Source organism: Kordia sp. E, assembly GCF_056033805.1.
Genome location: NZ_JBRASR010000003.1, coordinates 872,830 through 888,302, shown reverse-complemented (window position 1 = coordinate 888,302; position 15,473 = coordinate 872,830). Strand labels below are relative to the sequence as shown.

Below are 15,473 nucleotides of genomic sequence, written 5' to 3'. Positions count from 1 at the left end.
TATTATCTACGTTTCTTAGTAGTAGTATTGAATGTAGCATCAACGCTTGTTTTGAATAGTGATACATTCGGACTGAACCCGCTTACATATGAACTATTAATAGTATGCCTTGGTTTTTCAGAGTATTCAGAGTTTATGTTTACAGAATCTCCAAAAAACTTATCTGTAGCATTTATTAAATTATCATCTAAAGCACCTACACAACGAAGTAATTCTAAGATTACTAATTCTAAAATTTCATCTAATTCTAAGAATGATTGGTAAAAACCTGGATCTATATTTGGGTTTTTATAGAAATCATTTATTAAAATATTCCTTAATCCATTTATAGCCCGTACTGCAGGATCTGCTATAGTGTTTAAGTCTGTAGCTCCCACAATACCAAGTATAATTTGATCTAAAGGATTAAATATTCTTGTAATAATATCGTCTTCAAAGTTTTGTTTTGAGTAAGATGCTTGTATCGAGCCTATCAAGGTATCTACACCTAATAATTCTAATCTAATTTTGTATGGCGTTCCACAATCTAATCGTCCAACCGGTTGAGTTGGTCTTGTTGTATCAACAAGAATTGTTCGACCTTCTGTACAACTAACTCCAGCTATTGATATCATTACAACAACTTCATCATTGATACCATCGTCATTTGTTGGTATTAAATATCTATGAGCTCCAACTTCTCGCAAATTAGATCCATCTGATTTTAGAACCACTTGATATGAGAAGTAACTTTTGTCGATAAGCTCATGTGTAAATACAAATTCGTATCCACCAGAAACCCATTGAGATGCAGGAACATCTTGTACTATTGATTCTTTTTCTGGTGTTTTGTATACTCTAATTAATACGCCACTTTGTGTAATATTATCTACACTAAAGCGTAGTGCTGCTCCAAACAAGCTCGATGGAACTCTATCCGGGTTGAATTGATATCTTCCACTATTTACGGATATTACATTACTTGGTAATAAACTATTAGTGCTTTTTAAAACTCCAGTTTCTTCAGAAACTCCTCTAAATATAACTGGTGTATCTGGAATACAGAATCTATCTTTTGTAACTGAGATTGGTCTGTGACGGCTAATTTGTGTTTTTCTTGTTTCTTGCGAACAAAGTATTCCATCTGTATTTGCGGACACTCGTAAGAACACTTCAACATTTACACCGTCTCCAGTATCTGGAATAAGGTATCTGTTTGGTTCGCTTACTTTATCTAATAGTGTATCCACATTATCTTTACGCATAAACCATTCGTATATGTAGTAGCTTCTACTGATTACATTTGATGATAAATCAATTGCTAATCCGCCACTTATCCAAGCTTCATTAGTTATTGAAATGCTTGTTCTTATCAGTTCTGGTATTTTATATACTTTGGTCGTTGCTTTTACTTCTCCATCAGCTACTAAACGTATTTCTTGTCCAAGTAGCTCTTCTGGAACTGCTGCTGGATTGAATGTGTAGTTTCCGCGTATTCCTTGAATAAATGCATTTCCATCTGGAGATGAGATACTAAATGATGAAGGAGTTACCACAATTGGATATATTTCTGGTATTGTAACTACTGAATCAATGCAACAGATTTCTGGAACTATTGTTATGGTAACATTAGGACGACTTTCATCTATTACTAAGTTTGCTCCAAAATGTCCGCAAGGATTTTCAATAAGTTCATCTCTAACTTTTACATCTACAGTGTAATCTTTATTTATACTACCAGCTTCTGTAATAATTTCAAAGTTGATACGCTCTTTTGTTGTTAGAACGATGTTATCGTCTTCATCTTTCCAAATATATTCTAGATAGTCTTCTATTGTTGCTATTTGCCCTTCTAAACTGTGTGTTGCTGCGATATCAATTTCAAGCGTATTTCCACTCCAAGTTGCATTGTTATATGCTGCTTCAACACCTTCAGGTACTTTGTAAACAATTGTAGAGGCAGCTGGGCTTCCTGCAATTTCAAATATAATTGGAACTCCAATTAATTCATTTGGTACAGCATCTACATTAAATCTGTAACCTTCTGTATCGCCTAGTAACAATTCTACACCAAATTCATCTTGTTGCGGACATGTTAATTCTGGGAAACCTCCTGAAATTATAATTTCAATTGGTTCTGATTGTACGTTTTCTTGACAACATATTGCTGGTGGAATACTTACCGTTATTTCTGGACGATCTTCACTTATTGTTACTGGGAACCCTGATGCTTGACATAATTCATTTTCTGATCCTATCACACGCATTTGCAACGTAAATGTTCTATTTACACTACTATCTGTAGTATCAATACGGAAGTTTGGCATGTTCAGAGTTGTTCCAACTAATTCATCATTTTCATTAATCCAATCATAGCTTAAATATGATTTGTCAGCATATGCATGTGTTGCAGCAATATTTACAAAAAGACCTGTAGCATCCCAACTTACTAACATACTTTCTGTTGTTACAGAACCAGGCAATTTATAAACACGTGTTTCCACGCCTTCAATGGCTACATCATTTACTGCAAATGTAATTGGCTCGCCTGCTAATGCATCTGGTACATGCAATGGATTTATTGTGTAAACATCGTTAAAGAATTCTATGAAGCTTTGTCCATTAACTGGTTCTTGTGGAGATGTTACTGTTCCATCTGGTGGCATAACTGTTATTACCGGAGTATTTGGTGATGTTTCTTGTGTATTGAAACATATTTCACTTAATACTTCTACATTTACTTCTATAATTTCTCGTTCTTCATCAATTGTTACAGGAATTTCTAATTTACACGGTACAGGATTTCCAATTACATCAATAACGAGTGTTATATCTTCTTGGAAAAGGTTTCCATCTGTTAAGATTAGAATATTCGTTGGACTTTTCCCAAGTGCTATTTCTGAACCATTGTCACGTTTCCATGCATGTTGAAGGTATAATAAGTCTTCTAGTTCGTGTGTTACATTTAGGTTGATAACTAAACCATCTTCTGTCCAAGCAACAAATTCATACGTTGCAGTTACAGCTTCTGGCAATTTGTAAACCATTGTTTCAATAGGAATTGTTGGAATTTTTCCATCTACTAGGAATCGAATTCCTTCTCCAAGTAATGCATCTGGTACTTGTGTAGGATCAAATGCATATCCTTCTGCCGTTGTAATTATAAATGCTGTTCCATCTGGAGATGTTACAACACCTCTTTCTGGCTCTATGATAAAGTCTTCTTGCGCATTGTCTGATGGCAAGCAGAATTTTTTACGTGCTATTGCTAAGGTTACAGGATCTACAATATCGCTGTATACGATTGTTTTTGGTGCGCATTCAGACATGCACATGTATGGCAATGCAAAGTCTAATAGTACTTTTCTATCAAAAGTTTCTACTCTTGCGTCTGCCTCTTCAAGTTTTACTTGTTTTTCTCCGACATATACTAATAAGAATGTTCCTCCTTTTGGAACTCCAGCCATGTGTTCTAAACCTGGATGTTGTTCTATAAATTTTGATAGAATGAGCTCTTTGTATAAGTTGAGTCGGATATCATCTAATTGTAATTTTAGCCAATTAAATTTTTCTTTTAAACAGCATAATCCTCCAATTTTGTGAATTAGAAATTCGTACATTTTGTCATGTACACTTTTTCCAAATGTTCCTCTATCTGTAGTTGTAGAAAGTGTAAATAGTATTTTTTGTACTTCACTACATAAGTCTGCAAATGCAGTATGAAATGCTGTCCATCTTTCAGTTACATATACATCTTGTAATTTTTTGATGAATCTATATTTTACAATTTCAAGGTTTGTAATGATGCGTAATGGAACTTCTACGTATAGTTTAAATTCGTCACTGTCTACATCTACTTGATTGTTTCCAACTCTGTCATATCCTGAAACTACTTGTGCAACAACATAATCAGCTGTTAGGTTTTCAGGGTTGATACTTGATACTACATTTTCTATGACAAAAGATAATGACCTTTTGTAAGTCGCTACAGAGGTAAAATTGGTTGGCAAGTTTGCCGCAACTCTTATTTGATCTCTTGATATTGCAACTTTTTGTCTTCCTGAAGTAATTGCTTCTGCTAATGCTGCTTTTTGTTTTGTTGAAGTAGCTTCTTCTTCTTTTAATGATACTCTTATATTTCCAGCAACGCTCAATGGTGTTTTTACTTCATCTCGTGTGTTTGGATTTACATCTTTAACGTTTTCAACTTCTTCTTGTGAAACTTCTTTATCACTTTCTGCTTGTACCGCTGTCAATACTGTATGTACATCAGCTACCGTATCATTTTCACCAATAACATCGTATTGATAACGTCTAAAGAAATCAATGGCTTTATCGGCTGTACAGTTAAATTCTTCTTCCCACGTCTTTATTAGTGTAGCATATTCTTTTGTTTCACAAGTATCTTCATCCAATGATATTTTATTTATTGGATATCCAATACTGATGGCTTTTACATCAAACGGTAAGTTGTATTCTTCTTTCTTTTTTAGAATATTTCTAAGCGCAATCACAAAGTTTTTTCCTTGATGACCTTCTATTCTATAGAAATCCTTGTCAAGATGATTGTATTTTAAAGGATCTGTTATACAATCAATATCTTTTAGATTTCCTGTATGATATCCAAGTTGATACGATGATTTACGATTTTTATTTGATGCTGGATTCCAGTTGTTTACCAATGCACTTTTACTTCTGTAGTAGTATGGAATTGTACGTTCGCTTAGTTTTGAATCGTATGTTTTTGATGGTGTAATTTTTATTTGTGCACTGTTAAAATCTATGATATTAAAATCTTTCAATTGATTGAAAAACTTGATACATAGTGTTCGTATTGCAATTAGGTTTTCATCATTTTCCGAAACCATTGGCGACGGATAAAATTGATGTCTTGTTTCTAGGCGTGTAGTTGGTTCGGGAGTTCCTAATAGTAAGTGTTTTGGAAATGATTTTACATTTGGAACACATTCAAATTTTGAGTGTAGAATGAGTTCTTTTATTTCACGATACGTTTCTATTAAGTCTCTTAGTAAATCATATCTGTATTGTACATTTTCATCATCAGACTGACTAAATATTGTATTTATATAGGTTGCAATTTCAGTTGTGAATACGCCAAATTTTTGAAAGTTGATTCGTTGACTAAATTTTGTAATGATTTTTAAAATACCAAGATATAAGTCATCTTTTAATACAAATGTATCTTTGTATTGCTCTAGAATCGGCATTCCGGCATTTGTATTGTTTTTTGTTAGAATAATTCGTGGCAAACACAAATCTGGTAAGCTATCATAGTATGCTAATACATCATGACTTTGATAGATTGTGTCTGTTCCAATAAGCAAGTCTTTATTGCTTTTGTGTGTGATTAAAAATTTCAGATTGCTAAATACTTTGTTTCCGGTTTCGTCACAACCAGAACCGCCACACAATCCTTCATCTTCTGTATAGTTTTCGACATACGCTATTACGATACAATCTTTTAGCGTAGTCCGTTCTTGAATGCTAAAAGAGGCAAGCGGAAGCTCGTCGTTTTGACGTCCCGCCGCCTCTTGTTCGTAAATTTCATATACTTTCATGTCACCTCTTTGGAAAATTGCATAGTTTGCGTTGTCTGTAAGGGCTGAATAGTACTGAAACTTACGTGTTTCTGATTTTATAATATCGCCATCGGTAGTAATTCCTACTCCTTGGCCAATTTCTATATGTTTACTGTTGGTAGATGAAACAATATTTAAACCACAACCAACTCCAACTCCAGTTAAGTAAATACGACTCAATCTATCTTGATCTTCGAAGTAATCTACAACTTTGTTTAGATTTTTATGTGTTAAAACCTGATCTGGTAAAAATTCTTCATAGACATTACCACGTGTGTTTAAAATATGTAAATACGGTTCTTTTTTTTCTATTGTTTTCATCTGTATTTTATTTTTTCATTTCGACTTAACTCGATGTGACATATTTTTCTGTTTCTACTTTTTAGTATTCATACTGTCTCTCAACATTGATATGATTCATGAATTCACTCGAAATGATATTTCGTATTTATTATTATATAATTTGTTTCACTCACAACTTTTAGCGCTTTGTTAGAGCGATCCAAGTGCGCTTCTATTTAGTATTATTCTGTTTTTTAATTCTCCATCTTCATCATTACAATCGTGTAATGTTCCTGTTGCATATATTGTATTCATTTGGTTTATAGCGCATAATAAATCTTTTGTACTTTCATGTGTCGCCATATATCCTTCGGAAACTCTACCTTTCGATTTTAGAAATGCTTTCCAATATTTTTGTATGTGTTTCATATCGTACAGTTCATCGTTTTCTACAATTGTGTAGTTAAAGTTTTCATCTTCCAATTCTTCACCAACTTCAAATACTGGTAATACATCTAAAGGATTTTCTTCATTTTCTGTAACTGCAGGTTCAGAAATCACCATATTATCTATTCCTTCCAAAGGATTGACAACAATTGGCGTTTTTTCTACTTGCGTCATTGCGCCATCAATGTGTCCAACCCAACATATTCTTGGTAGAATGTGTGCTGGTAATTCTCTTCGGATTAAGTCTTCCATAAAGATTCGGAAATCTATATTAGAAAACCTTGAGGTATATCCTGGAAATATGATCGTTACCTGATATGAAAACGGATCTATTTCACTACAACCCAAACATTTTTCATCTATACATAAAGGCAAACATTCATTGAGATCATTAATTTCTTCTCGTATGTATGGTAATGTTAAGATGTTTTCTATGAGATAGAAACCTTCATCAAAGAGTAAGTCTTCAATAAAATTGATAGTTTCTAATCGTTTTGCTGATGCTTCACTAGGCGTATCGTAGTAATCATTGTATTGACGACCAATAACTTCTCCTTCTTCATTTACTAATGCGATGTAATAACGCTCTGAAGGCATTTGCGTTTTGCGTAACACGAAATTGTCACGGTTTGTTGCAAGTTTTAATACAATTAATAATTCATTGATTGCCGATTGCTTTGATGTAAAGTCTTTTTGAGATGATAGATATACCATACTATCGCTTTTTATTTTCCAGCGATATTCAATATGAATGCCATCTTCTATCGTAATACGTTTTAATGTTTCTATCGTAATATTATCATTGAATAAATCTCTACGTGTGTAGTCGTCTAAACCTGAAAGCAATGAAATTCGCTTTTGAAAACCAGAAACGTTTGTACTATTCCATTGATTCGCTTTTCTGTAATTAAATGCTAATCCACGTTCTGAACTGATGATATCGTATTCTTTTATAAATCTATTTTTTGTCTTTATGATATTGTTGTCAACACTATTTTTCGATCTACCAAATAACTTATACATTGTATTGGTATAGTCTTCAAATACTTCAGCAAAACGTGCTATTAAGTGATCTAAGAGTTCGTTTCTACGTGTATTGAAATCTTCAAGTTTGTCAATAATGTTTTCTACATTTCCTTTGTAATCAGGGAAATCTTTCAACAATGTTTCTATTCCATTGATATCATCTACAGCTTTGAAAAAATACGTTTGTTGTAAGTCTTCGTCTGCTGATAATAATGTTTTTGTGTGTTCTAAATGAGAGAAATATGTACTTAGTATTTGATCAAAGAATAGTAAATATCCTTGTAATTGTTTTGCTTTTACTTTGCGCTCATCTGACACTGTGTTAGAGAGTCCATATTTTGAAATCCCATAGTTTTCAGGCAAATGATGTTGTACTGTTTGATATTTTATATCGTTGTGTACGCCAAGCGGCATTGGCAAATCGTCGAATGATTTCTCTTGATTTGCCTTTGCTTCTGCTTCAAGTGTTGCTAAGTTTTCTTCTACTATTTCACGATTTACGCCAATTGGCAAAAATCCTTTTTTGTATTTTAATGTACTTCCATCACAAAGAACTGGCAAGTGATTTTCTTCTATACAGATAATCCAAGGGTCACTTTTTGCGTTGATATTTTGATTGCAATCGCTTTCTTCTTCTCCAAGTTTTGGTGGACAGTTATCAATACTGATATCTTCAATGAGTTTTACACCATCAATTTTCATGATAATATTCATGATGTCTGATAAACGTACATCTTTACGAAGTTCCGATTTTTGAAGTTCTTCCGCCGTAAGGAAACCGTTTTCTAAGATTGGACCTTCAAATATTTGATCTGACGAAAGTCCACTATCTAACATTTCAGTTAGTGTATTTACTTTTACATCTGGCGATAAATATTGCCCAACTTCCCATTGAATTTTTGCATCGATCAATTCTTCATCCGCATCATTTTCAAGCTGAATTTCGGCACATACTCTAATGCATTGTTTTTGTATTTTTTTCACCGAAACTAAGTCTTCACATAGATTTCGATTGCTGTGATATTTGGTAAATATTTTTTCAATGATTTCTTCTTCTACAAATGCTGAACCTTCGTCAAAATCAACAAGTATTGTATATAATCCTTTGATATTAAAAGGTTTTATTCTGTATTCTGTTTCTTCAAATGGTGTGAAAGATATTTTCGGTTCTTCTGAGTTGCATTCAGCATATAATGATAAGTCATGAATAGCTAACCAGCAGTTTTTTACACCAATGATATCAATGAATAGTTTTCTATAATCTAATACTGTAACTGGTTTACATGTAAGTATATTTTTGGCAGATTTGAATTGCTCGTGCATTTTTGCAAAGTTGTCATCTGCAGAAGCAACCAAATTTTCTATCGGTTGATCTATACGTAATCCTAAGTCAGTAATGGCATAACATAACAATTCCATAATCGTAATTCCTGGATCGTGAATGTTATAATCTGTCCAAATTTTTCGACTGAGATCTTGAATGTGCTGCTGCCCTGCGTCTCTTAGAAACTGAAAGTCCAGATCGTCATTGTAGCTTACATTGCTCGGTATGGTGATATGTTGATCTAAGATTGGCATAGTGTTGTTGTTATAGCGGTTACAGCATGTAATTCGGGCAATACTGAGGTTAAAATACTTTTTTGATCTGTTGGAACGATTTCGTCTTTTTCTTCTCCATTGTGTTCCATCTTGAAGTCTTTTATATAATCTACATAATTGAGATTTTCAATGTAAAAGATAACTTCACTTGCATACATTGCATTTCCAAAAGAGATCAGTTTATTTTTGTCAAATGCCCACGGTGATAAGTATTGAGCAATGTCTTGTTGTAATTGTTTTGTGTAAAAGTTAGCATCTAGTCCTTCGTTAAATTTTGCTTTTAGCAAGATGACAACTTCTTCATATACAGGCGATATTACTTTTGCATCTACATGTAATGTATTTAGTTTGTTGACATATGCTTCTATAGCATTTAGTTTGGTTTGACTTAGTTTTGGCTTATAGATATCATACACATTTTGATCTATTATGTTTGGAATAGCAACCAACAATACTTCTCCCGGAGTTTTAAAGCTTGTACGTGTACTGTGATTTAAACATTTTATCTTGTGTAAATAATTAAATTCTTGAAGAATAATGTGTTCATAATCCCATAGTGTAATGGCTCTGTTTTTATGACGTAATCGTTCGCTAACTCTTCTGTAAAAGTTTAAATCACTTTCTTTCGGAAAACCGTCAAAAGAAGCATATGGCTGCGTTACTTTTTTTACTGTTGCCAAACGATCTTTGAGTTTAGAAATCGTTTCTGCAGGCATTCCGTTGTCTAAATGTTCAAGTGTGTTTTCTTTGTTTAAGAATTTCACCTCAACTGCTTGTGCGTGAATGTTTGTGAATTTAGAAACAGTATCAAATGGTTTTGCTATTGTAGCTCTAATCCATAAGCGGTTTTCTGCAAAAAGGGTATTTTCTCCAAATTGTTTTGGAACAGTAAAGGCTACCAATCCTGCTTTTAAAAAGTTGTCGGTTTGGTCTTTGAGTAAAAAAATAGGCTTTAAATTACTCCATTTATTTTTGTGTAAATATTGCCATGTCACTGTTGCGAGTCCAAATTCTTCAATCGCATCCGGATTTTCTGAACCTTCTTCTATTTGACATAGTAATTGTATATTTTGATCCGCAATTGCTTTTTCAATTCCAATATATAATTGTCCTCCTTCTTCTGGCAAAGGAAGTAAAGCACTATTACTACTTGTTATTTTATCGATTCCAAAAGGAAGTTCATGATAGAGTCTTACTTGTCTTTTTGTCTCTGAGAATATTTCCTTTGTGGTAATTGTTACTTTTAAATTTTCCGCAAATGGTGCATATGCTGCGTTTGGTAACGGAAGTTTATTGAGTGCTAGGTACGTGTATATTTTAGCGTAAGCGTCGTGTAAGAAATCATTTTTTAAGGATAATTGAATGAAATAATCATCCGCAATTCTCGGCACATATGTACTATTGTTTGGTAAAAAATGGTTGAATTCTACTGTCGGATCTGAGAAAAACATTTGTTGATCTTGAGATGAAGAACCACTTGAAACATCACTTGTAACTGTAGCTGAAACACTATCATCACTGATTGATCCGTCGCCTACAACAATGCTGCCATCGGTTGTAAAGTCAAAAACATTGCTTAGCACTGAAATTTCATCTTGTGTGTGTGGACGTGCTGAAATTCCTGTTTCTAATGGATTTATAAAACGTTGTTCAGCTTCTAATGTTCGTTGTTCTTCTTCTGATAGAATGATAGCATCTATATCAGCTACACTTTCTATAATATCTTTTGTACTTCCAATATAATCAGTTGTAACTCTAAAACGTGTGGAACCATTTGCTCCAATTACTATAGGATTTTTTACTCCTGCATGTACTGAGATGAATGTTTCTGGTGGCGTTATGTTTAGATATTGTTCTATGTAATGTTGATAGTGTAGCGCAAAATTATCTGGTTGATCTTTCCAATCTAACGAAACCTTTACATCACTGATTCGTTTTCCAATCCATTCATCTGCTGCAATTTTTAGTTTTGCACGTTTTTTGGCTAATGGTCCAAATGGAAAGAATGGATTTTCAGTGTTTACTTTTCCTAAATCATTTTTTACAGTTAATCCTGTTTTATATTCTCCTGTAGTTGAGAGTTCTATGTTATTTATAGTTGCGCGAGCAATTTTTAAATATGTTTCGTATGTATCTTCTGTTCTATCAGTTGGCTTGAATAATACACGCAGTATTGGATGTGTTGTATCGTAGTTTCCTTCATGAAGTGTTGCATCGTAGTTTACTATTTTTTCTGCATCTTCATTTAACGTTAATACAATCGTGATTACATCGTTGTTAACTGCTGCAGATGTTACTGTTGCTTCTTCCCAGCCTTTTTCACCTGTATGCTCAACCGTTAGAATTGGTTTTAAGTTTTTATTTAATACTAATTTGCTATACGTTGCTTTGAGTTCAATAGTTCGTTTCCCTTCTGTAAGTAATAATGAAGGTGAACTTATTGAGAATCCTTTTTTAGCAAGGTTTCTGTCCGTATCTCCAAATGGTAACCAAGATGTGCTTCCATTTTCAAATTCGCCACCTTCGCCATCTCCAGAGTTTGCTTTAGAAGAAGCATACCAATTTGGCTCATTTGTATCTGAGTATGTATTTTTTAGTTCAGAAACTGTTGCTTTGTTTATAGCAATCTCGTCTTCTAGTTTATAGTTTATTATGTTTCCTTCACTATCTTTTCCTCCATTAAGTAACGTTTCACTACTTAAGAATTGTTGTTCCGCATTTTTAGCTAATTCAAATATGATATAAGCATGATCTGCGTTTTCAGCATTTTTATTGAGTTGTAATACTTCTTTGTAGTAAAAGTCTAAATGACGTTTCGTTATTTTATTGAAACGCTCCTTGCTTTTGTTTAGTAGTTTTAAGAATGCTATAAATAATGCTAATTGTGGTGTAATATTTCCTTCTGTATAGGTTTCTATTACTTCTTTAATTTCGTCAGATGCGTTGTGAAATGGTTCCCAAGTTCCGTTGGGAATAGTATAGTTTTTATGGTTATATAGGTTTACATGCTTAGAAAATTCTTCTGCAAAGTTCATCCAGTCTTTTACTTCAAATCCCATGAGTTTTACATTCTCAGGATCGAGCAAAGCATGGTAACGCGCTTGCTGTGTTGTGCCTTCGCGTAACTTTATTAGTGTATTTTCTGTACAATCGTTTTGCATGATTATATATCTGTTGCTTCAGTTAGGTAATAAGGAAATACAATGTTTCTTCTTGTATTTGTTGCCCTTATGATGTATTCTACTTTGATTAAAAATTTACCTTCTAGTATATTTTGTGTATCCAATGCTATCTTTATCACATCTATTCGTGGTTCAAATAAAATGATTGCTTCCTCAACTCTATTTTTCATAATGTTGATTTGCGTAGCATTCAGGTTTTCAAAGATTTTATCGGTAAGATCGCAGCCAAATAATGGTCGCATGACACGCTCACCTCTTCGTGTTGTTACTATCGTTTGTAAACTTTTCTCTATATCTTCTATATCAGAGATTAGTTTTACTTCTCCTTTTTTCTCTAGGAATGTTGGTGGGAAATCCCAGCCTTTTCCTAAGTATGTTGCTATTGATGAATCCATATTATCCTATCATTACGGTTGGACATCCTAATACTATTGATCCTCCATGCGCCGTAGAATCACCCATTCGTGCCGCTGGCATTCCTCCTATCAACACTGTTGCAGAACCTGCTACTATACTGTCTGGTGGACCTGTGCATACACACATATCTCCCACTTTTGCGGCTGGCAAACCTCCAATGAGAACTGTTGGTTCTCCCGGTGGTAAAATTGGTCCTCCAACATGTGGTACTGGACCTGTTGTCATAGGACAAACGTGCATATCTGTTATTCGTGCTGCTAGTGGCATGTTGTTTTCTTTTTAGTTGATTTGTACCATTCCTCCTTTTATAGTTGTCGTTGCCGAACCTTCTACAGTTGCTGTTACCGCTTCTGCTTTGAAATCTATAGATGCTACTGCCTCTATGTTCATGGCTTCCATTTTTAAATCCCCAGATGCGGCTGTCATAATGATATCTTTTCCAGATTCTATCGTGATTCCATCAGAATTCATGATAATACTGTTTCCGTTTTCATCTTCTAGTTTTATATACGCTTCATCTTCATCAAGTGTAATTAGTTTTCCTGCTGGTGTATCAAGAGTGATGCTTTTGAGTTCATCATTCATTGTGATTTTGATTTCACTTTTTGTCATGATGACTTTTTCAAAATTATCATCCGAATATTCTATTGGAGATGTGTTTGTGTTGCTAAATAATGAACCTAATACTATTGCTTGATTTGGATCGTCATTTAAGAAACCTACGAGTACTTCATGTCCAATTTCTGGCAAGAAATGAACTCCATAGTTTTCTCCTGCATGCATTGATAATACACGTGCCCAAACACCTTCTTCTTCTGCGCTTATGATTGGTAATTTTACTTGAATTCTGTGTTCTTCACTTGGATCGCCTTCTAAAGCTGAAACAACTCCTATTTGCAAGCCGCCAATTGCTGGTAACATTCCAGATGCAGGTAATTGACTTACTTCGTATGTTTCTGCAAACCATTCAGGATCTAATCCAAATTTTGCTGTTGTTGTCCAGTTTCCATTGGTAATGGTATGATGTACACTACATACAAATACATCTCCATTGAAACGATCACTCATTCCTGCAAGCGTTATCATGTTTCCAGGTAAAATTTCTTCAGTTCCTTCTACTTGAACTGTTCCACAAATTTTAGCCAATTGTTGATACATACTTTTTCCTTCTGCCCAAGTAGTCAATATTTCGTCAGGAACGTTTCCGGTGTGTGTTAGTGAAATGCTACTGCTTCCAGCCGCTTCTGCTAATTCACCAGATGTTAAGTTTCCTGCTGTGTTTAAATCACTATTTTCAGCTGTTTTTGTAATGACTTCCTGATCTGAATAGTTCCAAGCTGAAGCTTCAAACGCATCATATTGATTCCGTGCGTCAATTTCGGCTTCAAACGAAAACACATTGTCTCCATATGTTGCCGTATATACACTTCCTGCTGATAATTCAGGCGCTTTTATGTCTACTGTTCCATCTTCTACAAAACATAGCATGTTGTTGATTTGCGCTCTACATTGAATAAAATCCCAATCCGTTGCTTGGTATTGTACGATTTCATTATGTGAATGCGATGTAGATTCTGCACTTCCACTTAGACCGTTTTCACTAATAATTTCGTCTATGACATCACTTTCTGTTACTTCATAGAAGATTTTATTTTTACGTCCTAGTGTCATTTTAAACGCTTCATCTTTACATTCTATCAATAGATAACTTGTTTGTGCAGAAGCTTTTATTGCATGTTTAGTGATGATTCCTTCAAATATTGATTTGTCTTCAAAGTCATATCCTGCTTCAATTACTATTTTTTCACCTGGCTTGAATTCGTCAGCATTACTTGCTTCAAATTCTTGTGTAGTTCCGTCTCCATCCACAAGCAATAAAGTAGCTGTTGGAATACGATTGCAGGCACGTTGTACCGTAATCGTTTTTACACCATAGCTAGCACTCACATCTGTTTTGGCATCTCCCAATAAGATTTTGTACGTTACTAAGCTGTTTTCCTGAGTGGATATGTCTGCAACTAAACTCATGCGCTTTGTGTTTTATCTAAAGGTGGAAATATGAGTTCCGTTCCTGGTGTTAGATTTCTGAAATTGAGTAAATTGTTTGCTCTGGCAACTTCTAGGTAATATTTTGAATTCCCATAGATTCTGTATGCCATTAGTGGTAATGTATCACCTTCTCTTACTGTTCTAATGTGTGTTAGATCGGGAGAAGATTTTTTCTCTTTTGCCAAGCGCAGTACTTCACTCGTGCTTTGTTTACACGTAAGTGTTGCCACTGCTCGTATTGGAAATCCTTGTGGATTGAAGAGCTTGTAATCAATGTCTAATTTTGTTAGAATACATTTGAGTTCTAAAGCTCCCCAATTTATTTGCAGTTCATACGGTTTGTGAATGTCACCTTGATAGACTACAAATTCTTTTATTTTTTCAATTTCTTCTACGATGTTGTTGTTTTCGGCTTCATCATCCTGAAAAGGAATAAATCCTGAGATATCTTCTGCTATACTTGTTAGCGTATCTGCTAAGTTGAGTCCGACTACATCAAAGATTCCTGTGGAATCATAGAGTAATTTGAAAGAGAAATCTCCTGGTTTTACTTTGACAAATTTTGGTTTTTTACCGCCAGAATTATTTTGCTGATCATCGTTGTATTCTACAGTATATGATTCTTTGTATCCTTCTGGATTGATTAAGACTTGAATTGGCGTTCCTGTTGCCGTTCCATCTTGATCCAGTTTCGTTACGATCATTTTTTCTAATTCTCCTAAAAAAGCCATGTTATCGTTCTTTTTTATTGGTCATTATTTTTGATACTGCATTGATGATATCACCCGAAGTCCAATTGGTTCGTCCTTCTTCTACTTCAGCCGTTTCTTCTTTTTTTTGAGCATTTACATTGACCTTAATTCGTAAGTTTTTTATTTCTATTGCCATTATT

Annotated in this window: 8 protein-coding genes; all 8 read right to left on the bottom strand. The window is 34.1% G+C overall.

Annotated elements, in window-relative coordinates; genetic code table 11:
- Positions 1-2: 2 nt before the first annotated feature.
- The 8 genes from ACUUYC_RS17110 to ACUUYC_RS17075 all read right to left on the bottom strand — a co-directional run bounded on the left by ACUUYC_RS17110 (position 3) and on the right by ACUUYC_RS17075 (position 15,469).
- Positions 3-5,900, bottom strand: a complete 5,898-nt coding sequence (locus ACUUYC_RS17110) for a hypothetical protein (RefSeq protein WP_474267890.1) — start codon at positions 5,898-5,900, stop codon at positions 3-5.
- Positions 5,901-6,071: 171 nt separating this feature from the next.
- Entirely contained in the window at positions 6,072-8,912 is a 2,841-nt protein-coding gene (locus tag ACUUYC_RS17105; RefSeq protein WP_474267889.1) for a hypothetical protein, read from the bottom strand.
- Complete coding sequence (locus ACUUYC_RS17100; RefSeq protein ID WP_474267888.1) at positions 8,900-12,094, bottom strand: hypothetical protein; 3,195 nt, start codon at positions 12,092-12,094, stop codon at positions 8,900-8,902. The genes ACUUYC_RS17105 and ACUUYC_RS17100 overlap by 13 nt, the downstream gene beginning before the upstream one ends.
- Before the next feature lie 2 nt (positions 12,095-12,096).
- Positions 12,097-12,510 carry a GPW/gp25 family protein gene (locus ACUUYC_RS17095; protein ID WP_474267887.1) on the bottom strand — a complete coding sequence of 138 codons (414 nt, stop codon included), beginning with the start codon at positions 12,508-12,510 and terminating at the stop codon, positions 12,097-12,099.
- 1 nt (position 12,511) lies between these two features.
- Positions 12,512-12,799: a PAAR domain-containing protein gene (locus tag ACUUYC_RS17090; protein WP_298420540.1), complete on the bottom strand. Its 288-nt coding sequence runs from the start codon at positions 12,797-12,799 to the stop codon at positions 12,512-12,514.
- Between the two features lie 12 nt (positions 12,800-12,811).
- Complete coding sequence (gene vgrG / locus ACUUYC_RS17085; RefSeq protein ID WP_474267886.1) at positions 12,812-14,560, bottom strand: type VI secretion system tip protein VgrG; 1,749 nt, start codon at positions 14,558-14,560, stop codon at positions 12,812-12,814.
- A complete protein-coding gene (locus ACUUYC_RS17080) occupies positions 14,557-15,312 on the bottom strand; it encodes a CIS tube protein (protein ID WP_474267885.1) in 756 nt (251 codons plus the stop codon). The genes vgrG and ACUUYC_RS17080 overlap by 4 nt, the downstream gene beginning before the upstream one ends.
- Position 15,313: 1 nt before the next feature.
- Positions 15,314-15,469: a hypothetical protein gene (locus ACUUYC_RS17075; RefSeq protein WP_474267884.1), complete on the bottom strand. Its 156-nt coding sequence runs from the start codon at positions 15,467-15,469 to the stop codon at positions 15,314-15,316.
- Positions 15,470-15,473 lie beyond the last annotated feature (4 nt).